Source organism: Pseudomonas sp. H3_C08 (genome assembly GCF_054669455.1).
Genome location: NZ_CP162803.1, coordinates 5,862,337 through 5,884,756 on the forward strand (window position 1 = coordinate 5,862,337; position 22,420 = coordinate 5,884,756).

A 22,420-nucleotide genomic window follows, 5' to 3' on the forward strand; every position below is an offset into this window, starting at 1 on the left:
GCGCCGTGGGTGCGTCTTTGCTTTATCAGATGGAGAGCGCTATGGCTTGGAATGAGCCGGGTGGCAACTCGAATAATCAGGATCCTTGGGGTGGCAAACGCCGCAATAACGGCGACCGCAAGGGGCCACCGGATCTCGACGAGGCCTTCCGAAAGCTGCAGGAAAGCCTGAACGGGTTGTTCGGTGGTGGTAAGAAACGCGGTGGTGATGACGGCGGTGGTTCGGGCAGGAGCGGTGGCGGCTTCGGCGGTCTGCTCGGCATCGGCCTCGTCGTGCTGGCGGCTGTCTGGCTGTACAGCGCGGTCTACGTGGTGGACGAGCAGGAGCAAGCCGTGGTGCTGCGCTTCGGCAAGTACTACGAGACTGTTGGCCCGGGCCTGAATATCTACTTCCCGCCGATCGATAAAAAGTACATGGAAAACGTCACGCGTGAGCGTGCGTACACCAAGCAGGGCCAGATGCTGACCGAAGACGAGAACATCGTCGAAGTGCCGCTGACCGTGCAGTACAAGATCAGCAACCTGCAGGACTTCGTGCTGAACGTCGATCAGCCGGAAATCAGTCTGCAGCATGCGACTGACAGTGCCCTGCGCCACGTGGTGGGTTCCACCGCCATGGACCAGGTGCTGACCGAAGGTCGTGAATTGATGGCCAGCGAAATCAAGGAGCGTCTGCAACGCTTCCTCGATACCTATCGCACCGGTATCACCGTCACTCAGGTCAACGTACAGAGCGCAGCGGCACCGCGTGAAGTGCAGGAAGCCTTCGATGACGTGATCCGCGCCCGTGAAGACGAGCAGCGTTCGCGCAACCAGGCTGAAACCTACGCCAACGGCGTCGTGCCGGAAGCCCGTGGTCAGGCCCAGCGCATCCTCGAGGATGCCAACGGTTATCGCGACGAAACGGTCTCGCGCGCCAAGGGTGAGGCCGATCGCTTTACCAAGCTGGTCGCCGAGTACCGCAAGGCACCTGAGGTTACCCGCCAGCGTCTGTACCTGGACACCATGCAGGAAGTCTTCAGCAATACCAGCAAGGTACTCGTGACCGGCAACAAGAACGGCCAGAGCAACCTGCTTTACCTGCCGTTGGACAAAATGATTCAGAACAGTTCGGGCAGCAATGCACCGGTCACCGGTTCGGCTGCCGCCAGCAACAACACGGACGTCACGCCGCATGTCACTGACCTGCCGCAGTCGCGCACAAGGGAGACCCGCTGATGAGCAATAAATCGCTGATCGCCCTGATCGTTGGCGTTGTTGTGGTACTGGTGGGCTGGAACTGCTTCTACATCGTGGCTCAGACCGAGCGTGCGGTGCTGCTGCAATTCGGTCGCGTGGTTCAGGCCGATGTTCAGCCAGGCCTGCATGTGAAAGTGCCTTACGTTAACCAAGTGCGTAAATTCGACGCACGTCTGATGACGCTGGATGCACCGACACAGCGCTTCCTGACCCTGGAAAAGAAAGCCGTGATGGTCGATGCCTATGCCAAGTGGCGCGTGAAGGATGCCGAGCGCTTCTACACCGCAACTTCCGGCCTCAAGCAAATCGCCGACGAGCGCCTGTCCCGTCGTCTGGAATCAGGTCTGCGTGACCAGTTCGGTAAGCGCACCCTGCACGAGGTGGTGTCGGGTGAGCGTGACGCACTGATGGCTGACATCACTGCTTCGCTGAACAAAATGGCGGAAAAAGAGCTGGGTATCGAAGTTGTCGATGTCCGGGTCAAGGCCATCGATCTGCCGAAAGAAGTAAACCGCAGTGTGTTCGAACGTATGAGCACCGAGCGTGAGCGTGAAGCTCGCGAGCACCGCGCCAAGGGTAACGAGCTGGCTGAAGGCATCCGTGCCGACGCCGATCGTCAACGCCGCGTGCTGCTGGCTGAAGCCTATCGTGAGTCCGAAGAGGTTCGCGGTGATGGTGATGCCCAGGCCGCTGCGATCTACTCCAAGGCCTACGGTCAGGATCAGGAGTTCTACAGTTTCTATCGTAGCCTGCGCGCCTACCGTGAAAGTTTCGCGAACAAATCCGACGTATTGGTCCTCGACCCAAGCAGCGACTTTTTCCACTACCTGGAAAAGGCCAAGCCTTGATACGCCGTTGACCTGAATCATTCCGCCCGGCGGCTAAAACCTCGGGCGGGGTGATCCTTTGGGAAAACGTGTGTATGATGCGGCAGCCGGGAAATTCCCGGCTTTTTTGCGTCTGCACGTTTGATTGCTGTTTTTTGTTGCAGGCATCGGGTTGAATGGCCCGAGAGTATTTCGAGGAAAGTGATGGGCGAAGCCGGTAACAGGCCTTTCGCCGCGTCGTTCATGCGCGTGCGTTTTGAACGGTTCGGTCATTTTCTGCTTCACTCAAGGCTCGCCCGCAGGCTGGCCGCCCGGATCAAAGGGGAATGGCGTAATGGCAACGGTAGACCGCTGGCTGCTGCCAGATGGCATCGAAGAAGTACTGCCACCGGAAGCGGCGCGCATTGAAGTCGCGCGTCGTCAGGTGTTGGATCTGTTCCAGAGCTGGGGTTACGAGTTTGTCGTGACTCCCCATATCGAGTACCTGGAATCCCTGCTGACCGGCGCGGGCCAGGATCTGGATCTGCGTACCTTCAAGGTCATCGACCCGCAATCGGGCCGGCAGATGGGTTTCCGTGCCGACATCACGCCGCAAGTGGCGCGTATCGATGCGCACACCCTGCGTCGCGAAGGTCCGAGCCGTCTGTGCTACGCCGGCAGTGTGCTGCATGCTCAGCCGCGTGCACTGTCGTCCTCGCGAAGCCCGATCCAGTTGGGCGCCGAGTTGTACGGCGACGCCAGCCCGAGCAGCGACGTTGAAGTGATCAGCCTGATGCTGGCCATGCTGCAACTGGCCGATGTGCCGGATGTGCACATGGACCTTGGTCATGTCGGCATCTATCGTGGTCTGGCGCGTGCCGCCGGTCTGTCCGGTGAAGTCGAACAGCAGTTGTTCGATGCGCTGCAACGCAAAGCCATCGACGAGGTCATTACCTTGACCGAAGGCTTGCCGGCCGACTTGTCCGGCATGCTGCGTGCGCTGGTTGATCTGTGTGGCGGGCGTGAAGTGTTGAGCGCTGCCCGCGAACGACTGGCCAATGCGCCGGCGCCGGTTCTGGCAGCACTGGAAGATTTGCTGGCGATCGCCGAGCGCCTCTCGGCGCGTTTCCCGGACCTGCCGTTGTACTTCGACCTGGGCGAGCTGCGTGGCTACCACTACCACACCGGTGTGGTGTTCGCGGTGTTCGTGCCGGGCGTTGGCCAGTCCATCGCTCAGGGCGGTCGCTACGACGACATCGGCGCGGATTTTGGCCGCGCCCGTCCAGCGACAGGCTTCTCCACCGATTTGAAAACCCTGGTGACCCTGGGGCGTGCTGAGATCGAGCTACCGTCTGGCGGTATCTGGATGCCTGACAGTACGGATGCGGCACTCTGGCAGCAGGTTTGCCAGTTGCGCAGTGAGGGTCAGCGTGTCGTTCAGGCTTTGCCTGGGCAACCTTTGGCCGCCGCCCGTGATGCGGACTGCGACCGGCAATTGATTCAGCAGAACGGGCTTTGGCAAGTATCGCCACTGGCTTCTTGAGTTTTCCTGCCGGCCATCGCCGGCACCAAGTTTGCGCGAATGAGGACAAGTGTTATGGGTAAGAATGTCGTAGTCCTGGGCACCCAATGGGGTGATGAGGGCAAAGGCAAGATCGTTGATCTGCTGACCGAACATGCTGCCGCCGTAGTGCGCTACCAAGGTGGCCACAACGCTGGCCACACACTGGTGATCGACGGCGAGAAAACCGTCCTGCACCTGATCCCGTCGGGCGTGCTGCGCGAAGGCGTGCAGTGCCTGATCGGCAACGGCGTGGTGGTTGCACCTGACGCCCTGCTGCGCGAGATCACCAAGCTGGAAGAGAAAGGCGTACCGGTGCGTGAGCGTCTGCGTATCAGCCCGTCCTGCCCGCTGATCCTGTCCTTCCATGTGGCGCTGGACCAGGCCCGTGAAAAGGCCCGTGGCGAGCTGAAGATCGGTACCACCGGTCGCGGCATCGGCCCGGCTTACGAAGACAAGGTTGCTCGTCGTGGCCTGCGTGTTGGCGACCTGCTGAACATGCCGCGCTTCGAAGACAAGCTGCGTGAACTGGTGGATTACCACAACTTCATGCTGGTCGGTTACTACAAAGAGCCAGCCATCGAGTTCGAGAAAACCCTGGCCGAGTGCAAGGAGTACGCTGAGCTTCTGAAGCCGCTGATGCTCGACGTCACTGCCGAGTTGCACGACCTGCGTCGCGCCGGCAAAGACATCATGTTCGAAGGCGCTCAGGGTTCGTTGCTCGACATCGACCACGGTACCTACCCGTACGTGACCAGTTCCAACACCACTGCCGGTGGCGTAGCGACTGGTTCCGGCGTTGGCCCGATGTTCCTCGACTACATCCTGGGCATCACCAAGGCTTACACCACTCGTGTCGGTTCGGGTCCATTCCCGACTGAGCTGTTCGACGACGTCGGCGCTCACCTGGCCAAACAAGGTCACGAGTTCGGTGCGACCACCGGCCGTGCCCGTCGTTGTGGCTGGTTCGACGCCGTTATCCTGCGTCGCGCTATCGATGTGAACAGCATTTCGGGTATCTGCCTGACCAAGCTGGACGTACTCGACGGTCTGGAAACCATCAACATCTGCGTTGGCTATAAAGACGCCGAAGGCAATGCCGTTGCTCCGACCGACGCTGACAGCTACGTAGGCCTGCAGCCTGTGTACGAAGAAGTGCCGGGCTGGACCGAATCGACCGTGGGCGCCAAGACCCTGGAAGAGCTGCCAGCTAACGCTCGCGCCTACATCGAACGCGTTGAAGAGCTGATCGGCGCGCCGATCGACATTATTTCGACGGGCCCGGACCGCAACGAAACCATCGTTCTGCGTCATCCGTTTGCTTGATAAGTCGTTGATGTAAAAACACAAAGGCCCCTTCATCGGGGCCTTTGTCGTTTATGCCTGTTGGACGGCATGACCTTTGCTGTGAATCTGTCTACAAGAGTGCCATCAAATTAATGGCGTCAGAAGTAGAGGTATTCACAGTGTCGGCCGTTCTCTCACTGTTACAAAGCCGTTTGTTGCGCCCCGTGTTCGTTACCCTTGGTATCGCCCTTTTGGTGCAAGTGTTGGTGGCCGTTGCCCTGACGCGGAGCACCGTCACGGCGCTGGAAGCTGACTTGGCGGTGCGCCTCGGCGCCGACAGCCAGAAGCTCTCCGGTGAACTGGAGCAGGCCGGGCGTGAAGTCACCTCGAGCCTCGATGCCTTGTCCGCCAGTACTCGTCAGCGGCTTACCGCCGGCCTGTCTTCGCGCCTGAAAGAAGAGCAGGCGCAACTGCGTGCGACGCTGGAAAAGGATCTGAAAGATTCGGCCAATGACATGGCGCAGTTACTGGCCTCTGTAGCCCCGCGTGCCATGTGGGACAGCGACGTACCGACCCTGTCCGAGTTCGCCCGCCGTGCCCAGCGCAATCCCAATGTGTTGTTCGTGGTCTACGACGACGCCACCGGCCAGCACCTGACCCGCTATCTCAATCGCGAAAACCCGATCAACAAGGCCTTGCTGGAAAAGGGCCAGGGCGAGCGTGCACTGGATAAAGTGCTGGATGCGGCGAAAAACGATCCATCGGTTTACTACCTTGAAGCCTCGATCAATCCCAATGGCGTGGAAATCGGCAAGGTGCTGATGGGCGTTTCCACGGCGTCGGTGGAAACCGATCTGGCGGCACTGGACAAGCGCTTCTCAGCGCTGATCGCGAGCAGTGATCAACTGGTCGGCGACAGCCTCAAGGGCGCTGCAGCGGACAGTGCCAATGCCATGCAGGCGCGCCTGCAATCGGCGCAGTCAACCGCTGTCGAGATGAAAGCCAATACCACCAATACTGTTCAAGAAGCGGCAGCCACCCTGCGTTGGCGGATCGGCATGGGCCTGGCGTTGGTCGGTTTTGGCGTGCTGCTGTTACTGGCCGTCGTGCTCGGCCATCGCGTGGTCAATCGCCTGAAAATGCTCAACGCTGCGATGGATGACCTGGCGGCGGGCGAGGGCGACCTGACCAAGCGTGTGCAGATCAACAGCAAAGACGAAATCGGCGACATGGCCTCGGCGGTCAACCGCTTTGTGGATAAGTTGCAACCAATCGTGCGCGAAGCGGGCGATGTCGCGCAGCGTACCGGCGTCGAAATCGGCGCAATGACGCTGCGCAATGCCGGTGCCGATGCGGCGGCGGGCATGCAGCGTGATGAAGTGGCGGAGAGTCTGCGCGCGCTGTCGCAAATGGCTGATGAGGCGCAGTCGGAAAGCCATGCGATGCAAGCGGCTTTGAAACAGGTTGTGGATATTCGCCAGGCCACCGACGAAAACACCCGGACGTCCGCCAAGGTCGGCAGCCTGATCGAGGCGCTGGCGGGGCAGGTCGATACCGGCGCGAAAGTCATCGAGCGGCTGGCTCAGCAGAGTGAGCAGATTGAGGTGGTGCTGACGGTGATTCACGGGATTGCCGAGCAGACCAATCTGCTGGCGCTCAACGCGGCGATTGAAGCCGCACGTGCTGGCGAGACCGGGCGTGGATTCGCCGTTGTTGCCGACGAGGTGCGTGCATTGGCGAGCAAGACGCAAAGCTCCACCGGCGATATTCAGGCGCACATCGTGGCATTGCAGCAGGGCGCTCGTGAGGCGGTCGAAGCGATCGGCCAGGCCGGGCGTCAGGCCAGCGAAGGTTTACTGGTGTTGCGTGACAGTGCGCGCTTGCAGCAGTCGGTACAGGTCTCGGTCGAGCAGGTGCATGCGGCGATTGGCTTGGCAACGCAGGCTGCTGCGCATCAGGCGCAGGGTGCGCAGGCTGTGCGTGGGCGCGTCGAGACAATTCATGCGCAGGCCGAGAAAGCAGCGCAGGCGGTGGTGGAGACCACTGCGAGTGGCAAGGTGCTGGATGGTTTGGCAGCGCAGCTCAAGGCTAGTCTGGGGCAGTTCAGGGCTTGAGGTTGTCTGGGCGGGCCTCTTCGCGAGCAGGCTCGCTCCCACATTAGATCGCGTTCCTCTGATGGAACTCGGTCAACATGTGGGAGCGAGTCTGCTCGCGAAAGCGGTATCAGCGGCTCAGATACATCCGGGTCGTCAGTAAATAAACCGGCAGCCCCGACACCAAAATCAACAACGACGCATAAGGCGCCGCCGCCGCAAATTCGACATTTGCAGTATGCGCCCACACTTCCGTTGCCAGCGTATTGAGCCCGGTCGGACTCAGTAGCAACGTCGCCGTCAATTCCTTCATCGCATCCAGAAACACCAGCGCAAACGCCGCGCCCAATGCCGGGAAGATGATCGGCAACGTCACTCGGCAAAACGCCGTGAACGACGAGGCGCCCAGCGTTCGCGCAGCCTCTTCCAGTTGCGGTGCCGCCTTGTTCAGTGCCGTGCGAATCGGCGCCTGCGCCAATGGCAGAAACAGCAGCGCATAAGCGATCAGCAGCAACCCCGAAGTCTGGTACAGCGCCGGCACGTAGTGCAGGGCGAAATACACCAGCGTCAGCGCAATCACCAGGCCCGGCAGCGCATGCAGCAGATACGGCAAGCGCTCGGCCCAGATCGCCAGTTGACCTTTGTAACGCACCACCAACAAGCCGACCGGCACGGCCAGCACCAGGCACAACGCAGCTCCGCCAAGAGAAAGTGCCAGAGAAGAAAGCAGGGCTTCAGTGATCGCTGCTACCGGGAATGCTGCGGATGAACCGACCGCCAGCCAATACGCCAACATCCCCAGCGGAATCCCGCTGCCGACAATTGCCAGCATCAGGCAATACAGCTGACCGACCGTGGCCCATGGTCCTAGCCGAACCTGTTCAGCTTGGCGCGCGGCACCTTGTCCGGTGCGCACATGCCGAGCTTTGCCGCGTACGCGCAGCTCCAGCCACAACAACACCAGACACAGCGCCAGCAGCACGGCGGAAAGCATCGCCGCGTTGGCGTTACTGAACTCCAGTTCGAATTGCTGATAGATCGCCGTGGTGAAGGTTTGCAGGCCGATGATCGACAGTGCGCCGAACTCCACCAGCATGTGCAAGGCAATTAGCAGCGAGCCGGCCAGTAGCGAAGGCCAGAGCAGCGGCAGGGTCACGCGGAAAAACACGCCCCAGCGATTCTGCCCAAGGGTGCGCGCCGACTCTTCAAGGGAGGGGTCGAGATTGCGCAGAGTTGCCGCCACCGGCAGGAAGATCAACGGATACTTCGACAGGCTCATCACCAGAATTGCCCCGCCAAGCCCTTCGAACTGCGCGCTCAGCGAAACCCAGGTGAAGCTGCTGACAAACGCCGGCACCGCGAACGGTAGGCACAGGATCACGCCCCATAGGCGACGCCCTGGCAAATTGCTGCGTTCCAGCAGCCAGGCCAGCGACAGACCAATCACGCCGCAGGAGAGGGTTACGCCAACCATCAACGCCAACGTGTTGCGCAACAGGCCGAACACATACGGGCGCCACAACAAATGCAACGCCTCGGCCCAGCCGGCCTGCCAGGCCTTGAGCCCGACATAGGCCAGCGGCAACAGGCTCAGCACCACCAGTAACAACACCGGCAGCACCAGCCAGATTGATGGCCGCTTGCGTTTTGGCACGTAACCCCCGCGCATGGCGGGGGCGGATAACGATGCGGTCATCAGTTCAAGCCAACTTCGCGTTCCAACTCCAGCGCTTCTTCGGCATTGCCCAGATCGGCCGGGGTCACGTTCGGCGCTTCCAGTTCGCTGAACGGCTTGAGCCCGCGATCCGATTCCATACCTTTGTGCAGCGGGTATTCGGCGGTGGTCTGGGTGATCACGCGCTGACCTTCTTCGCTGGCCATATAGGCGAGGAATTGCTGGGCTTCTTTTGGATGTTTGCTGGATTTCAACACGGCAGCGCTCGACACGGTGATCAAGCCACCGACGTCGCCACCGGTGAAGTAATGCAGTTTCGAGTCGAGTTTGCCTTTCTCGTGCTGCAGGGCGAACCAGTAGTAGTTGTTCACCAGCACGGTGGCGACTTCACCGTTTTCCACGGCTTTGAGCGCAACCATGTTGTTGCTGTAGGTCTTGCCGAAGGCGCGCAGGCCGGTCAGCCACTCTTCGGCGGCCTCGCGACCGTGCATTTTGATGATGGCCACGGCTTGTTCCTGAAACGCGCCGCTGGTTGGCACGAAGCCGACTTTGCCTTGCCACTGTGGATCGGCAAAATCCAGGACTGATTTTGGCAGGTCTTTTTCGTCGACCAGTTTCGGGTTGTAAGCGACCACGCGAACGCGTGCCGTCACGCCAATCCAGGTGCCGTTAGCTGCGACGTATTTTTCCGGCAGCACGGCCAAAGTGGCGTCATCGGCCTTGGCCAGCAGGCCTTGTTCGCCGAGATTGTTCAACGGTGGCGATTCTTCGGTGTAGATCACGTCGGCAGGGGAGCGGTCGCCTTCTTCGATGATCTGGCTGGCGAGCTGATTGCTGCTGCCTTTGCGCACGTTGACGTGAATGCCGGTCTTGGCTTCGAAGGCTTTGGCGATCGCGTCGCCGACTTCCTTGTGCTGGCCGTTATAGAGAGTCAGGGAAACCGCATCGGCAGCCTGGGTGAGGGGAGTGGCGAGCGCCAGGCCGAGGAAGGTGAAGGTCAGGCCTCGGCGCAGGGTATTTCGAAACGTCATTCGCGGGGTTCCTCACTGTCGCATTGCAAAAACTTGCAACAATGATAAACGATATTGTTTCTCAAGTGCGCCTTGCGGTGGGGCTGGCGTTTTGATAGGTGCGATGGTGATGGCGTTTCGGGAAGCCAGAAACGCAAAAACCCGCTTTCGCGGGTTTTTGTGAAATCCAAGGTCGTAACCTTGAATTTGAATTGGTGCCCAGAAGAAGACTCGAACTTCCACGACCGTAAGGTCACCAGCACCTGAAGCTGGCGTGTCTACCAATTTCACCATCTGGGCAATCATCGCTAGCGTTGCCGCTGTTGATGTGGCGCACTATACGGAGCGCGTTTTGATCTGTAAACCCCTGATTTAATTTTAATAAATCAGTTTTAAGAAAAGCCGGGCTTAGAATGCAAAAAACCCGCTTTCGCGGGTTTTGTGTGAGCCTTGAAACTGATCTAGTCTCAAACTCGAAATTGGTGCCCAGAAGAAGACTCGAACTTCCACGACCGTAAGGTCACCAGCACCTGAAGCTGGCGTGTCTACCAATTTCACCATCTGGGCAGTATCGTTAACGCTTGTGCGTCGTCGATGGCGCGCACTATACGGAGCGTCTTTTTAACTGTAAACCCCTGTCAGCAAAAAATATGATTTTTTTTACCGGCGGTGTTCAAAACGGCTTTCAAGCGACGATACAGACCCTCATAAGGGCCTTATATAGTCGGAAATTTCCCGTTTCATGGCGCCTATGCCAAACTAACCCGCATATAGACAAGGTGAAAACTCTCTAATGGCCGATTGGCAGTCCCTCGATCCCGAGGCCGCTCGTGAAGCGGAAAAATATGAAAACCCTATTCCTAGCCGCGAACTGATCCTGGCGCATCTCGCCGATCGGGGCTCGCCGGCTGCCCGCGAGCAACTGGTGGAAGAGTTTGGTCTGACCACAGAAGACCAGATCGAAGCCCTGCGCCGCCGCCTTCGCGCCATGGAGCGCGACGCCCAACTGATCTACACCCGCCGCGGCACTTATGCGCCAGTCGACAAACTCGACCTGATCCTCGGTCGCATCAGCGGTCACCGTGACGGTTTCGGCTTCCTGGTGCCGGACGACGGCAGCGACGACCTGTTCATGAGCCCCGCGCAAATGCGTCTGGTGTTCGATGGCGACCGTGCGCTGGCGCGTGTGTCCGGTCTCGACCGTCGCGGTCGCCGCGAAGGCGTGATCGTTGAAGTGGTCTCGCGTGCTCACGAAACCATCGTCGGTCGCTACTTTGAAGAAGGCGGCATCGGCTTCGTCGTCGCGGACAACCCGAAGATCCAGCAGGAAGTGCTGGTCACCCCGGGTCGCAACGCCAACGCGCAGATCGGTCAGTTCGTCGAGGTGAAAATCACCCACTGGCCGACGCCGCGCTTCCAGCCGCAAGGCGACGTGGTTGAAGTGGTCGGCAACTATATGGCGCCGGGCATGGAAATCGATGTCGCTCTGCGCACCTACGACATTCCGCACGTCTGGCCCGAAGCCGTTCTGAAAGAAGCGGCCAAGCTCAAGCCGGAAGTCGAAGAAAAAGACAAAGAGAAGCGCGTCGACCTGCGCCATTTGCCGTTCGTCACCATTGACGGTGAAGATGCCCGCGACTTCGACGATGCTGTTTATTGCGAAGCCAAGCCGGGCAAGCTGCGCCTGTTCTCCGGCGGCTGGAAGTTGTACGTGGCGATTGCTGACGTTTCCAGCTACGTGAAGATCGGCTCGGCCCTGGACAACGAAGCGCAGGTGCGCGGCAACTCGGTGTACTTCCCTGAGCGCGTGGTGCCAATGCTGCCTGAGCAGCTGTCCAACGGCCTGTGCTCGCTGAATCCGCACGTCGATCGTCTGGCCATGGTCTGCGAGATGACCATCTCCAAGTCCGGCGAAATGACCGACTACTGCTTCTATGAAGCGGTGATCCATTCCCACGCGCGTCTGACCTACAACAAAGTCAGCGCGATGCTGGAAACGCCGAAAGTGGCCGAAGCACGCAAACTGCGTGGTGAGTACACCGACGTCGTGCCGCACCTCAAGCAGCTTTATTCGCTGTACAAAGTGTTGCTGGCTGCCCGTCACGTGCGCGGCGCGATCGATTTCGAGACCCAGGAAACCCGGATCATCTTCGGTTCCGAGCGCAAGATTGCCGAAATCCGTCCGACCACCCGTAACGACGCGCACAAGCTGATCGAGGAATGCATGCTGGCGGCCAACGTGGCCACCGCCGAATTCCTCAAGAAGCACGAAATCCCTGCGTTGTACCGTGTCCACGACGGCCCGCCACCGGAGCGTCTGGAAAAACTGCGCGCCTTCCTTGGCGAACTCGGCCTGTCCCTGCACAAAGGAAAGGACGGTCCATCGCCGAAGGACTATCAGGCGCTGCTGGCGAGCATCAAGGATCGTCCGGATTTCCATCTGATCCAGACGGTGATGCTGCGTTCGCTGAGTCAAGCGGTGTACAGCGCTGACAACCAGGGCCACTTCGGCCTGAATTATGAAGCCTATACCCACTTCACTTCGCCGATCCGTCGTTACCCGGACCTGCTGACGCACCGCGCGATCCGCAGCTTGATCCATTCGAAACAGGACACCCCGCACGTTCGCCGTGCCGGTGCGATGTCCATTCCGAAGGCGCGCATCTATCCGTACGACGAGGCGGCGCTGGAGCAACTCGGCGAGCAATGCTCGATGAGCGAGCGCCGTGCCGACGAAGCGACCCGCGACGTCGTGAACTGGCTCAAATGCGAGTTCATGAAGGATCGCGTGGGCGAATCGTTCCCGGGTGTGATCACTGCGGTGACCGGTTTTGGTCTGTTCGTCGAACTGACCGATATCTACGTCGAAGGCCTGGTGCACGTCACCGCGCTGCCGGGCGATTACTACCACTTCGATCCTGTGCATCACCGTCTGGCGGGCGAGCGCACCGGCCGCAGTTTCCGTCTCGGCGATACCGTTGAAGTACGTGTGATGCGCGTTGACCTCGACGAGCGCAAGATCGACTTCGAGATGGCCGAAAAAACCATCAGCGCGCCGATTGGTCGCAAAAAACGTGGCGCTGAAACCGCTGCTCCGGCGGCCAAGGTTGCGGAAGAAAAGGCTCCGGCTAAATCCGCCAGCCGTCGTCCGGCCAAGGAAAAAGCGGCAGAAGCCTATCGCCCAAGCGACGCCGTGGCGAAAAACGCCGAGCTGCGCAAAAGCCGTGAAATGAAGAAGGCTCTGCTTTCCGACGCTAAAAACGGTGGTAAAGCGGCGTCCGGGGGAAAGACCGGACGGTCGGCGCCTGAAAAGGCCTCCGGCGGCAAGCCAGCGAAACCGAGCAAACACCGTAAGGGGCCGCCAAAAGCGGGCTCCGCTCCAGCCAAAAGTGGCGGGGCACGTAAACCGAAGGCGAAGTCATGAGTCAGTTGGAAAAAATCTACGGCGTTCACGCGGTAGAAGCGTTGCTGCGTCACCACCCGAAACGCGTCAAGCAGATCTGGCTGGCGGAAAGCCGCAACGATCCGCGCGTGCAGACCCTGGTTGAGCTGGCCAACGAAAACCGTGTTCAGGTCGGCCAAGCCGAGCGTCGCGAAATGGACGCCTGGGTTGAAGGCGTGCACCAGGGCGTGGTCGCGGAAGTAAGCCCGAGTCAGGTCTGGGGCGAAGCCATGCTCGACGAGCTGCTCGATCGCACTGAAGGTGCGCCGCTGTTGCTGGTGCTCGACGGTGTGACCGACCCGCACAACCTCGGCGCCTGCCTGCGTTCGGCGGATGCGGCCGGTGCGCTGGCGGTGATCGTGCCGAAAGACAAGTCGGCGACCCTGACGCCGGTCGTACGTAAAGTCGCTTGCGGCGCGGCAGAAGTGATTCCATTGGTTGCTGTGACTAACCTCGCTCGCACCCTGGAAAAACTTCAGCAGCGCGGTCTGTGGATTGTCGGTACTGCGGGGGAGGCTGAGGTCAGCATCTACGACCAGGATCTGACTGGCCCGACCATCCTGATCATGGGCGCCGAAGGCAAGGGCATGCGTCGCCTGACCCGCGAGCACTGCGACTATCTGGTGAAGCTGCCGATGGCCGGTAGCGTCAGCAGCCTCAACGTCTCGGTTGCGACGGGCGTGTGCCTGTTCGAAGCGCAGCGTCAGCGCGGTGCAAAAGCCAAGGCCGCCACAAAGAAATCCTGAGTCGTACTCGATTCAAATGTGGGAGCGAGCTTGCTCGCGAAAGCGGAGTATCAGTCGACATAAATGTTGCCTGACAAACTGCATTCGCGAGCAAGCTCGCTCCCACATTGTTTTGTGGTGTGGCATAACTGAGTGATTGTTCAAATAATCACCAATTGCCTTGCACCTCCTCTGTCCCTTCTCTACAATTGCGCCCCTTGCTGTGACGGCAGGCACGCATGTGCCCCGCGCCAGCAAGTCCATAAGTGTCATTCACTCCTTGTCTGACCGTTTTTGAGCGGCAGGCTACAACCCGTAAGGAGCATTCATGCGTCATTACGAAATCATCTTTTTGGTCCACCCGGATCAAAGCGAGCAAGTCGGCGGCATGGTTGAGCGTTACACCAAGCTGATCGAAGAAGACGGCGGCAAAATCCACCGTCTGGAAGATTGGGGCCGTCGTCAACTGGCCTACGCAATCAACAATGTTCACAAGGCTCACTACGTGATGCTGAACGTTGAGTGCACTGGCAAGGCCCTGGCCGAGCTGGAAGACAACTTCCGCTACAACGATGCAGTGATCCGTAACCTGGTCATCCGTCGCGACGAAGCCGTAACTGGCCAGTCCGAGATGCTCAAGGCTGAAGAAAACCGCAGTGAGCGCCGTGAGCGTCGCGACCGTCCTGAGCACGAAGGCGCCGAAGGCACCGATAGTGATGACAGCGACAACAGCGATAACGCTGACGAGTAATCCACGGACCTTATTAAGGAGCCTATCAAATGGCACGTTTCTTCCGTCGTCGTAAATTCTGCCGCTTCACCGCTGAAGACGTGAAAGAGATCGACTACAAAGATCTCAACACTCTGAAAGCCTACGTATCCGAGACCGGCAAAATCGTTCCAAGCCGCATCACCGGTACCAAAGCTCGTTATCAGCGTCAGCTGGCCACCGCTATCAAGCGCGCCCGCTTCCTGGCCCTGCTGGCCTACACCGACAGCCACGGCCGCTGAGACCGGGCAGTCGACAAGTAGCAAAGGATTGAATGCATGCGTGCCTTAGCTGAGTTCATCATGCGAGGCCGTATGCAGGCCACTCTCGTGGTGGCCGGATGTGCAACATTGCCGTTGTTGTATTGGTTGGGTGCTGCCGCGGGGAGCCTTGTGCTGCTGCGGCGCGGACTGACGGACGCCCTGGGTGTTCTGTCTCTGGGGCTGCTGCCGGCGTTGATCTGGTGGCTGTATGCCGATGACCCACGGGCACTTCTGGTGCTGCTGGGGTCTTCGGGGCTTGCGTTGGTTTTGCGCGCAAGTGAATCCTGGGTCCGCACGCTGCTGGTCAGCGTAGTGATTGGAGTGGTGTTTTCGGTGGTGCTCGGGGCGGCGTTTGCGGCCCAGATCGAGATGCTCGCGCAGGCCTTGATAAAGGTCATGCCGGCGCTTCTTGGTGAAACCTACAAGCAATTGTCGGTCGATGAGCAAGCGCGTTTCGCGTCCCTGATTGCACCGGTCCTGACCGGACTGATTGCGGCTTTGTTGCAGATCGTCAGCGTGCTGAGCCTGATTGTCGGGCGGCATTGGCAGGCGTTGTTGTACAACCCGGGTGGTTTTGGTCGCGAGTTTCGCGCCATCCGGATCCCGCTGGGGCCGGCGATGTTGCTGCTGGCGTTGATGCTTCTGGGCCCGAATCTCGGTGCACAGATGGCCATGTTGACGCCGTTGTGCAGTGTACCGCTGGTGTTCGCCGGACTTGCCCTGATTCACGGGCTGGTCGGGCAGAAGCGACTGGCCGGTTTCTGGCTGGTGGGGTTGTACGTCACGCTGCTGTTGTTCATGCAGCTGATCTATCCGTTGCTCGTGGTCCTGGCCATTGTCGACAGCCTGATTGATTTTCGCGGTCGTCACGTGTCGAAAGACACCGATAACGCGAACGGTGAAGGTTAAAAGTTAAGAGGATTTCCACATGCAACTGATCCTTCTGGAAAAAATCGCCAACCTGGGCAACCTGGGCGACAAAGTAAACGTTAAGGCCGGTTACGGCCGTAACTACCTGCTGCCTTTCGGCAAAGCTACCGCTGCAACTGCTGCCAACCTGGCTGCGTTTGAAGAGCGTCGTGCTGAGCTGGAAAAAGCTGCCGCAGACCGTAAAGCATCGGCTGAAAGCCGTGCTGCCCAACTGGCCGAGCTGGAAGTGACCATCACTGCCACCGCTGGCGACGAAGGCAAGCTGTTCGGTTCGATCGGTACTCACGACATCGCTGACGCACTGACCGCCTCCGGCGTTGAAGTTGCGAAAAGCGAAGTTCGTCTGCCGAACGGCACCATCCGCAACGTGGGTGAATTCGACGTGGCTGTGCACCTGCACGCCGAAGTTGAAGCCACCGTACGCGTTGTCGTGGTAGCAGCTTAAGTAACACCTGATCGGCTGGCGGCTTGTCCGTCAGACGGTTAACATCGGGCACGATCCTGTTTACAGGTCGTGCCCTTTGTCTTTCTGAACTCCCTGTTTTTCCAAATTACACAAGTGGCCATGAACGATATCTCCGCTCCCGAGCAATACGATCTGCAAACCGCCGCCCTGAAGGTGCCGCCGCATTCCATCGAGGCCGAACAGGCTGTACTCGGTGGTCTGATGCTGGACAACAACGCCTGGGAACGCGTGCTCGATCAAGTCTCCGACGGCGATTTCTATCGACATGACCACCGTCTGATTTTCCGTGCGATCGCCAAACTGGCCGATCAGAACATGCCGATCGACGTCGTGACCCTGTCTGAACAACTGGACAAGGAAGGCCAGACCTCGCAGGTCGGTGGCCTCGGTTACCTCGGTGAACTGGCGAAAAACACGCCGTCCGTCGCCAACATCAAGGCCTATGCGCAGATCGTTCGTGAGCGAGCGACATTGCGCCAGTTGATCGGCATCAGCACCGAAATCGCCGACAGCGCCTTCAACCCTGAAGGCCGTACCGCCGCCGAGATTCTCGACGAAGCCGAACGCCAGATCTTCCAGATTGCCGAGGCCCGGCCAAAAACCGGCGGCCCGGTAGGTGTGAATGACTTGCTGACCAAGGCCATTGATCGCATCGACACTCTGTTCAACACCGACAACGCCATTACCGGCCTGTCCACCGGCTACACCGACCTCGATGAGAAGACCAGCGGCCTACAGCCGTCCGACTTGATCATCGTCGCCGGCCGTCCGTCGATGGGTAAAACCACCTTCGCAATGAACCTGGTGGAAAACGCCGTGTTGCGCAGCGAGAAAGCGGTTCTGGTGTACTCCCTCGAGATGCCAGGCGAATCGCTGATCATGCGTATGCTCTCCTCGCTGGGCCGCATCGACCAGACCAAGGTGCGTTCTGGCCAACTGGAAGACGATGACTGGCCGCGCCTGACTTCGGCGGTCAACCTGCTCAACGACCGCAAGCTGTTCATCGATGACACTGCCGGCATCAGTCCGTCGGAAATGCGTGCGCGGACCCGACGTCTGGTGCGTGAACACGGTGACGTCGGCCTGATCATGATCGACTACCTGCAACTGATGCAGATCCCCGGTTCCAGCGGTGACAACCGCACCAACGAAATTTCCGAAATCTCGCGATCCCTGAAAGCGCTGGCCAAGGAATTCAACTGCCCGGTGGTGGCGCTGTCGCAGCTCAACCGTTCCCTCGAACAGCGTCCCAACAAGCGCCCGGTGAACTCCGACTTGCGCGAATCCGGAGCGATCGAGCAGGACGCCGACGTGATCATGTTCGTGTACCGCGACGAGGTCTATCACCCGGAAACCGAACACAAAGGCATCGCCGAAATCATCATCGGCAAGCAGCGTAACGGCCCGATCGGTTTTATCCGCCTGGCCTTTATCGGCAAATACACGCGCTTCGAAAACCTCGCGCCGGGCAGTTACAACTTCGACGACGACGAGTGACAGCAGGCCGAAGTTCATCGGCCTGCTGCGACGCTGTATCGATTACAGCGTTGCGCCACTCGATCCCGGAGTTTCCTGCGCAGGCGTGACGTTGGCAGGAGGCGCCTCGATTGTTGTTCGAGGCTGCAATTCCTGCCGCGTCAGCGTCTGGATCAATGTCGCTTCGACAATCGCCAACTGCGCCGTTACGTCATCGGTTTGCGATTTGTATTGAGCTTCGCTCAGCAGTCTTTGTGATGACTGGCTGTCGAGAATTTCCTGGCGATCCTGGAACGGCTGGCGACTCGCATCGAATTGCGCCTGGTATTTGTGAATGATGAAGTCCTGCCAGAAATTCATCGACACCAATGCCTGAAACTCTTCAGGCGAACCATTCAGCGTCAAGACTTTGCGATATGCCGCATCCAGCATTGCCGGGGTAACGCCGGCCATGCCGATAAACGAGAGTGTCTGTGGCTGAAACGGCAATTGCAGCCGATCCCTGAGACCAAAGCGGTAGGCCATGGTCATTTCATGGGGATCGCGTATGCGCAGGTTGTGGCTGTTTCGCAGCTCCCGGGAGGTTGCCGGATCGTCAATGATTGCCCTGCTTGAAGCGATCTCTGCCGCCGCGATGTCGTCGACCTGTTTTAGCCGGAACAATCCTTTGGACAGCGCCACCAAGGGGGCGCCATTCATATCCAGCCTGGCCTGTATGCGCGCCTTGTGAGTCATGGCCAGGACCTGCAGATCAGTGAAGGTGGCTGCGGCAAGGTCAGTGCAGCCGGCTTCGCACGCGCGATCGAACAGTTCTCGACGCAAGGTTCGCGACTGTGGATTGTCCTGGCTGATGACATCGATCACGTCCCAGACCTGGCGCCGGAAGTCGGCATGGTGCGCACGGCTCGCGAGGATGTTGAAGAAGCCGTCCGAGCCTTGCTGCTCGCGCAACGTGCGCCATTGAGTGTTTCTGGCGATCGCTTGATCAGCGGGTAGTCCTGTGGTCCAGATCGGAGCAGGGTCCGCGGCTGCCCTTGCACTGGGACGTTGTGCCAAGGGGAATGACGTTGTGAACAGGTTGGATCTGTTGTGAAGCCCGGTTTGGGCTTCGTCCAGTTGCCTGCGATAGACGCCCATTTGTATCCGCGTCTCATCGGTAATCGGATTATTCGTCAGTAACGTGCCACTGTTCACCTGGACCGAATGCGCCAGGCGCTCCGGGGACGGAGCAGTGACAAAGTCAGGAATCGTGGTGATCTGATTGTTGCTCAGATCGATCCGGGTCAGCAGGGGTTGATCAAACAGCCCGGTTGGCCACTGCGTGATGCCGGTGTTCGCCAAGGTGACCTCGCGCATATCGGTGATCAGACTGAAATCCGGGATCACACCGAGCTGGGGATTGTTGTCGATCCAGAGTGCTCTGAGCGTTGTGCGTCCGGCCAGTATCCGCGCCGTTTCTGCATTGAGTTCAAGTTGGTTGTGCTGCAGGAAGAGGCGCGTCATCCCGTGCATTTCTCCTACAGCCGGGGGCAAGTCCCTGAGGCGATTGTTCGCCATGTCCAGCCAGCGCACATGACGAAAACGGGTGAGGAAGCCTTCCGGTGACTCCGTCAGGTTCATGCCGCTCAATCTGAGTGAACCCACATGGCTGAAGTCGATGCTCAGATCCGGCAGGGTCGGCAAGGTCAGGCCGCTCAAGTCCAGTTCCAGACCGATCGGTGTGCCGTCGAAAGCATGTTTTTGCGCCGTCTCGCGGCGCCAGCAACTGATGATCCGATCCCGCGCTGCAGTGCGGTCATTACGGGTGGTGGCGTTGATTTGCAGCTGATTGGCACGCACGTAACGCAGGCGGTTGCCGCCCCCGGAAAAGACCCAGTCGTCGAGCTGGGTTTTCAGAAGATCGAATTCTTGTTCCAGTGCGAGCAAGCGTGGTGCCACGGTGCCTTTGTCATGATTCCAGATGAACTCCCTGCACTCCTTGATGGTTTTGCTCGGGAACAGGTTTCGATAACGCTGCGCCCTGGAGTCTTCGCTATCGAATACGGCGGGATGGGCCGGCTCCATCAGCTCGGGGTGAGACTGTTTAAGGCGTCGCCAGTAGCCGTCGAATTTTCGCCAGTACGCGGAGGGGAAGTCGTTGCCTTCAAGGCGCGTGACATTGTTGATCCGCGCGACGACAGCCAGTGTCTCGGGTGTCGGGTTGAGATTGGCCTGGGGAACCTCGCTCAAGCGATTGTCGCGCAGGTCCAGGTGGTTTAAAGCGGTTTTGTCGAGCAGCCCGGCAGGCCACTGACTGAGGCCCGTGTTTTTCAGGTTCAATGCCTGCAACCCGGACATGGCGCTGAAGTCGGGCACTGCCCGCAGTTGATTGTTGGACAGATCGATCTGTTTCAACTGGTGCAATGCACCGAGTGCCAAAGCGCTTTGTTCATCCAGTTTTATCTGGTTTGAACTCAGATCCAGATAGTTGAGTTTGTCCATCTCGGCGATTTTTTGCGGCAGTTTATCGATGCCAGAGTTAACGATGGTCAGGCTTTCCAGATTGGGGCAATTGGACAGAAGCGTATTGGCGGTGTCCGACCAGATTACCGAGTCGAGACTGAGGGATTTGATGTGACTGAAATCCACGGTCAGCAGGGGTAATGGACCGTACAGCGCTGGCAGTTTCAGTTCGCCGTCCGAATCGCCCAGCCAGCAGCCTCTGATGATTCTTGCCAGGCGGGTAGCGTTGACTCTTTCCGGGCCCACGGCGTGGGCCGGTCCGGGTTGGCTGTCGGCGATGTAGGCCTGCAGTTGCGTTTCCAGTAGCTCGAAGCCGGCAATGCGTCGCGCGATCTGCTCTTCGGCGCCATCCCCCAGGGCGAGCAAATATTCCCTGGCGGCTTGCGGATTCTTGTCTGGATACATACGCCGCACCATCGCCACTTCGGGAATGTCGCCATCCAGTCTGAACGCGTCTGCGCGGGAGCCCGTGCGCATCGCCGGATAGTCGGCCACTACGCGGCGCCAATAAACCTCAAGCGTTCGCCAGTAACCGGTCGGGAAGGGGTTGCCTTCAATCAGGGTGACTGAGTTGATACGGGCAATCGCCAGTAGTTCATTGTTTGACGGGTCAAGGATCGGCTGTGGAATTTCGCGCAGTTGGTTATGGCGCAAGTCGACCACGTCCAGTGCCACCTGATCGCGTAAACCGCTGGGCCAGTGATCCAGTCCGGTGTTGCTCAGGTTTAATGACCGAAGTTGCGACATGCCGCGAAAGTCCGGGATTCTGCCAAGCGGGTTGCTCGACAGGTCGAGGTGTTCAAGCTGCTTGAGTGCGCCCAGTTTTACTGCTGCCTGCTCATTGAGCTGGATTCGGTTCGAGCTCAGCTCCAGAGCCTTGAGAACGGTCATCGGCGCGATATCGGGCGGCAGTTTATCCAGGGTGGAGTGAGTCACCGACAGTTTCTCAAGGTTGGGAAAACTGCCAAGGAAGGTATCGGCGGTGTCCGACCAGGCGACCGCTTTCAGCTCCAGAGTTCTTACATGGCTGAAATCAGCCGTCAGCGGCGCAAGGATTGCCTCTCCCAAATCAAGTTTCAGCGTCGTTCCCGTCTGCCGTTTCCAGCAACGTTTTATTTCTTCGACAGCACGCTCCACCGCGGGATGCGCAGCTTCGTTGGGGGCCTGCGAGGATGTCTTCCTGATCCAGGAAGCGAGATCCGCCTTGAGCGCCCTGTAACTGGCCTCGCGTTGGGTCAGATAGCCGCGGACGTCATCCCCGTGCGAATGCAGAAGCCGGGTGATCTCGTCGCTGTCGAGGGCCGGGAAGAGCTTTCGAGCGCGGGACTCTGGCGTGCGCAAATGATTGATCGCGCTGGCAAACCGTTGCAGCAGGCCAGGATGCGCGGGGCTGCCTGGCTCGTTGCGGAGCATCCCGCCGACACCGCCGACCGCCGTTCCCAGCCAGCCTTCGCGAGCATCGTAAATGATCGGCTCCGAGCGCCCGGGGCGTGTAGCGATGTAGGTATTGGTGCTGTCGCTGGCCACCGGATCTTGCGCACGGACGATACGCATCACCGCTGTCGACGGGGTCGAGGCATCGGTGTCGTGCAGAACCTGATAACTGTGGTTGTCGATCACCGCATAGAGTTTACCGTTGAGCCGGTGAAGGCCATCGCTGCCCCTTTGAATGCCGCTGAAATCCAGTGGCGTGCGGAAAGCTTCCAGGCGGCTGCTCGACAATGGCACACCGATCGGCTCGAAGTGTTCCAGCTCATGCCAGAGTCCCGCGCTGGAGTCACGCAGCAACACGGGTCCCGAGGGACTGGATTCGCTGGGCAGTCTGGCCCGATACAGTCCTGTTTGCGCATCTTTGCCGACCAGCACGATGCCGCCAGGTACATCGGCATATTGGCGGCCTTTGTGGGTTCTCAAACCGTCAGCGTTGCGATCCGACAAACCGCTGGCCGCAGGCACCCAGTAATGTTCCAGGGACTGGCTAGCCGCACGCGGATTTTCAATCGGCAACGCGGGTCGATGAATGGTGATGCTCGGAGCCGGCTCGATCGCGTCGATATCGGCTGGCGTTGGTAAGCGGCCCGGTCGTGGTGGTTGCCCACCGGGTATCGAGACCTCTAAATGTGTGCGCGGTGGCAGGTCGAGGCGCGGGGTGTCCACGTCTGGCACAGTGTTTTGGC

15 protein-coding genes and 2 tRNA genes are annotated in these 22,420 nt (G+C 59.4%); 12 read left to right on the plus strand and 5 right to left on the minus strand.

Going from position 1 to position 22,420, the window contains the following annotated elements; genetic code table 11:
- The first annotated feature begins 41 nt into the window (after positions 1 to 41).
- The 5 genes from hflK (at position 42) to AB4N74_RS26695 (ending at position 7,006) form a co-directional block, all read left to right on the plus strand.
- Entirely contained in the window at positions 42 to 1,217 is a 1,176-nt protein-coding gene (gene hflK / locus AB4N74_RS26675) for an FtsH protease activity modulator HflK (protein ID WP_016984785.1), read from the plus strand.
- The gene (hflC, locus tag AB4N74_RS26680) at positions 1,217 to 2,086 is read left to right on the plus strand and encodes a protease modulator HflC (protein WP_016984784.1); all 870 of its coding nucleotides are present in this window, start codon (positions 1,217 to 1,219) and stop codon (positions 2,084 to 2,086) included. The genes hflK and hflC overlap by 1 nt, the downstream gene beginning before the upstream one ends.
- A gap of 313 nt (positions 2,087 to 2,399) precedes the next feature.
- Positions 2,400 to 3,587, plus strand: coding sequence for an ATP phosphoribosyltransferase regulatory subunit (locus tag AB4N74_RS26685; RefSeq protein ID WP_038360371.1), 1,188 nt, complete (start codon positions 2,400 to 2,402; stop codon positions 3,585 to 3,587).
- Positions 3,588 to 3,641: 54 nt separating this feature from the next.
- On the plus strand, positions 3,642 to 4,931 hold the full coding sequence (locus AB4N74_RS26690; RefSeq protein WP_460097734.1) for an adenylosuccinate synthase: 1,290 nt from the start codon (positions 3,642 to 3,644) through the stop codon (positions 4,929 to 4,931).
- A 140-nt stretch (positions 4,932 to 5,071) separates the two neighbouring features.
- On the plus strand, positions 5,072 to 7,006 hold the full coding sequence (locus AB4N74_RS26695) for a methyl-accepting chemotaxis protein (protein WP_460097735.1): 1,935 nt from the start codon (positions 5,072 to 5,074) through the stop codon (positions 7,004 to 7,006).
- 109 nt (positions 7,007 to 7,115) lie between these two features.
- Here the strand turns inward: AB4N74_RS26695 and AB4N74_RS26700 are convergent, their stop codons facing one another.
- The 4 genes from AB4N74_RS26700 to AB4N74_RS26715 form a co-directional block, all read right to left on the minus strand.
- A complete protein-coding gene (locus AB4N74_RS26700) occupies positions 7,116 to 8,681 on the minus strand; it encodes an ABC transporter permease (RefSeq protein WP_460097737.1) in 1,566 nt (521 codons plus the stop codon).
- Positions 8,681 to 9,691, minus strand: coding sequence for an iron ABC transporter substrate-binding protein (locus AB4N74_RS26705; protein WP_460097739.1), 1,011 nt, complete (start codon positions 9,689 to 9,691; stop codon positions 8,681 to 8,683). The genes AB4N74_RS26700 and AB4N74_RS26705 overlap by 1 nt, the downstream gene beginning before the upstream one ends.
- A 192-nt stretch (positions 9,692 to 9,883) precedes the next feature.
- Positions 9,884 to 9,970 (minus strand) — tRNA-Leu (locus AB4N74_RS26710).
- 180 nt (positions 9,971 to 10,150) lie between these two features.
- A tRNA-Leu gene (locus AB4N74_RS26715) sits at positions 10,151 to 10,237 on the minus strand.
- Between the two features lie 226 nt (positions 10,238 to 10,463).
- Between AB4N74_RS26715 and rnr the strand changes: the two genes are divergently transcribed.
- The 7 genes from rnr (at position 10,464) to dnaB (ending at position 17,762) form a co-directional block, all read left to right on the plus strand.
- Positions 10,464 to 13,094 (plus strand): ribonuclease R, encoded by a 2,631-nt coding sequence (gene rnr / locus AB4N74_RS26720; RefSeq protein WP_460097741.1) that lies wholly within the window; start codon positions 10,464 to 10,466, stop codon positions 13,092 to 13,094.
- A complete protein-coding gene (gene rlmB / locus AB4N74_RS26725; RefSeq protein WP_007915843.1) occupies positions 13,091 to 13,858 on the plus strand; it encodes a 23S rRNA (guanosine(2251)-2'-O)-methyltransferase RlmB in 768 nt (255 codons plus the stop codon). Before rnr ends, rlmB begins: the two co-directional genes overlap by 4 nt.
- 307 nt (positions 13,859 to 14,165) lie before the next feature.
- A complete protein-coding gene (gene rpsF / locus AB4N74_RS26730) occupies positions 14,166 to 14,588 on the plus strand; it encodes a 30S ribosomal protein S6 (RefSeq protein ID WP_016771938.1) in 423 nt (140 codons plus the stop codon).
- Between the two features lie 29 nt (positions 14,589 to 14,617).
- The gene (rpsR, locus tag AB4N74_RS26735) at positions 14,618 to 14,848 is read left to right on the plus strand and encodes a 30S ribosomal protein S18 (RefSeq protein ID WP_002551829.1); all 231 of its coding nucleotides are present in this window, start codon (positions 14,618 to 14,620) and stop codon (positions 14,846 to 14,848) included.
- 36 nt (positions 14,849 to 14,884) lie between these two features.
- Complete coding sequence (locus tag AB4N74_RS26740) at positions 14,885 to 15,778, plus strand: hypothetical protein (protein ID WP_016983782.1); 894 nt, start codon at positions 14,885 to 14,887, stop codon at positions 15,776 to 15,778.
- A 19-nt stretch (positions 15,779 to 15,797) separates the two neighbouring features.
- Positions 15,798 to 16,244 carry a 50S ribosomal protein L9 gene (gene rplI / locus AB4N74_RS26745; protein WP_003186385.1) on the plus strand — a complete coding sequence of 149 codons (447 nt, stop codon included), beginning with the start codon at positions 15,798 to 15,800 and terminating at the stop codon, positions 16,242 to 16,244.
- 120 nt (positions 16,245 to 16,364) lie between these two features.
- Positions 16,365 to 17,762 (plus strand): replicative DNA helicase, encoded by a 1,398-nt coding sequence (gene dnaB, locus AB4N74_RS26750; protein ID WP_007915846.1) that lies wholly within the window; start codon positions 16,365 to 16,367, stop codon positions 17,760 to 17,762.
- A 42-nt stretch (positions 17,763 to 17,804) separates the two neighbouring features.
- Here dnaB and AB4N74_RS26755 read toward each other — a convergent pair whose 3' ends face one another.
- The gene (locus tag AB4N74_RS26755) at positions 17,805 to 22,400 is read right to left on the minus strand and encodes an NEL-type E3 ubiquitin ligase domain-containing protein (protein ID WP_460097744.1); all 4,596 of its coding nucleotides are present in this window, start codon (positions 22,398 to 22,400) and stop codon (positions 17,805 to 17,807) included.
- Positions 22,401 to 22,420 lie beyond the last annotated feature (20 nt).

What these genes read in the sequence shown, in the direction of transcription:
- rpsF (WP_016771938.1), top strand. Translation starts at nt 14,166, where the DNA reads ATGCGTCATTACGAAATCATCTTTTTGGTCCACCCGGATCAAAGCGAG.
- AB4N74_RS26685 (WP_038360371.1), top strand. Translation starts at nt 2,400, where the DNA reads ATGGCAACGGTAGACCGCTGGCTGCTGCCAGATGGCATCGAAGAAGTA.
- AB4N74_RS26705 (WP_460097739.1), bottom strand. Translation starts at nt 9,691, where the DNA reads ATGACGTTTCGAAATACCCTGCGCCGAGGCCTGACCTTCACCTTCCTC.
- rnr (WP_460097741.1), top strand. Translation starts at nt 10,464, where the DNA reads ATGGCCGATTGGCAGTCCCTCGATCCCGAGGCCGCTCGTGAAGCGGAA.
- AB4N74_RS26740 (WP_016983782.1), top strand. Translation starts at nt 14,885, where the DNA reads ATGCGTGCCTTAGCTGAGTTCATCATGCGAGGCCGTATGCAGGCCACT.
- AB4N74_RS26690 (WP_460097734.1), top strand. Translation starts at nt 3,642, where the DNA reads ATGGGTAAGAATGTCGTAGTCCTGGGCACCCAATGGGGTGATGAGGGC.
- AB4N74_RS26700 (WP_460097737.1), bottom strand. Translation starts at nt 8,681, where the DNA reads ATGACCGCATCGTTATCCGCCCCCGCCATGCGCGGGGGTTACGTGCCA.
- rlmB (WP_007915843.1), top strand. Translation starts at nt 13,091, where the DNA reads ATGAGTCAGTTGGAAAAAATCTACGGCGTTCACGCGGTAGAAGCGTTG.
- rpsR (WP_002551829.1), top strand. Translation starts at nt 14,618, where the DNA reads ATGGCACGTTTCTTCCGTCGTCGTAAATTCTGCCGCTTCACCGCTGAA.
- hflC (WP_016984784.1), top strand. Translation starts at nt 1,217, where the DNA reads ATGAGCAATAAATCGCTGATCGCCCTGATCGTTGGCGTTGTTGTGGTA.
- rplI (WP_003186385.1), top strand. Translation starts at nt 15,798, where the DNA reads ATGCAACTGATCCTTCTGGAAAAAATCGCCAACCTGGGCAACCTGGGC.
- hflK (WP_016984785.1), top strand. Translation starts at nt 42, where the DNA reads ATGGCTTGGAATGAGCCGGGTGGCAACTCGAATAATCAGGATCCTTGG.
- dnaB (WP_007915846.1), top strand. Translation starts at nt 16,365, where the DNA reads ATGAACGATATCTCCGCTCCCGAGCAATACGATCTGCAAACCGCCGCC.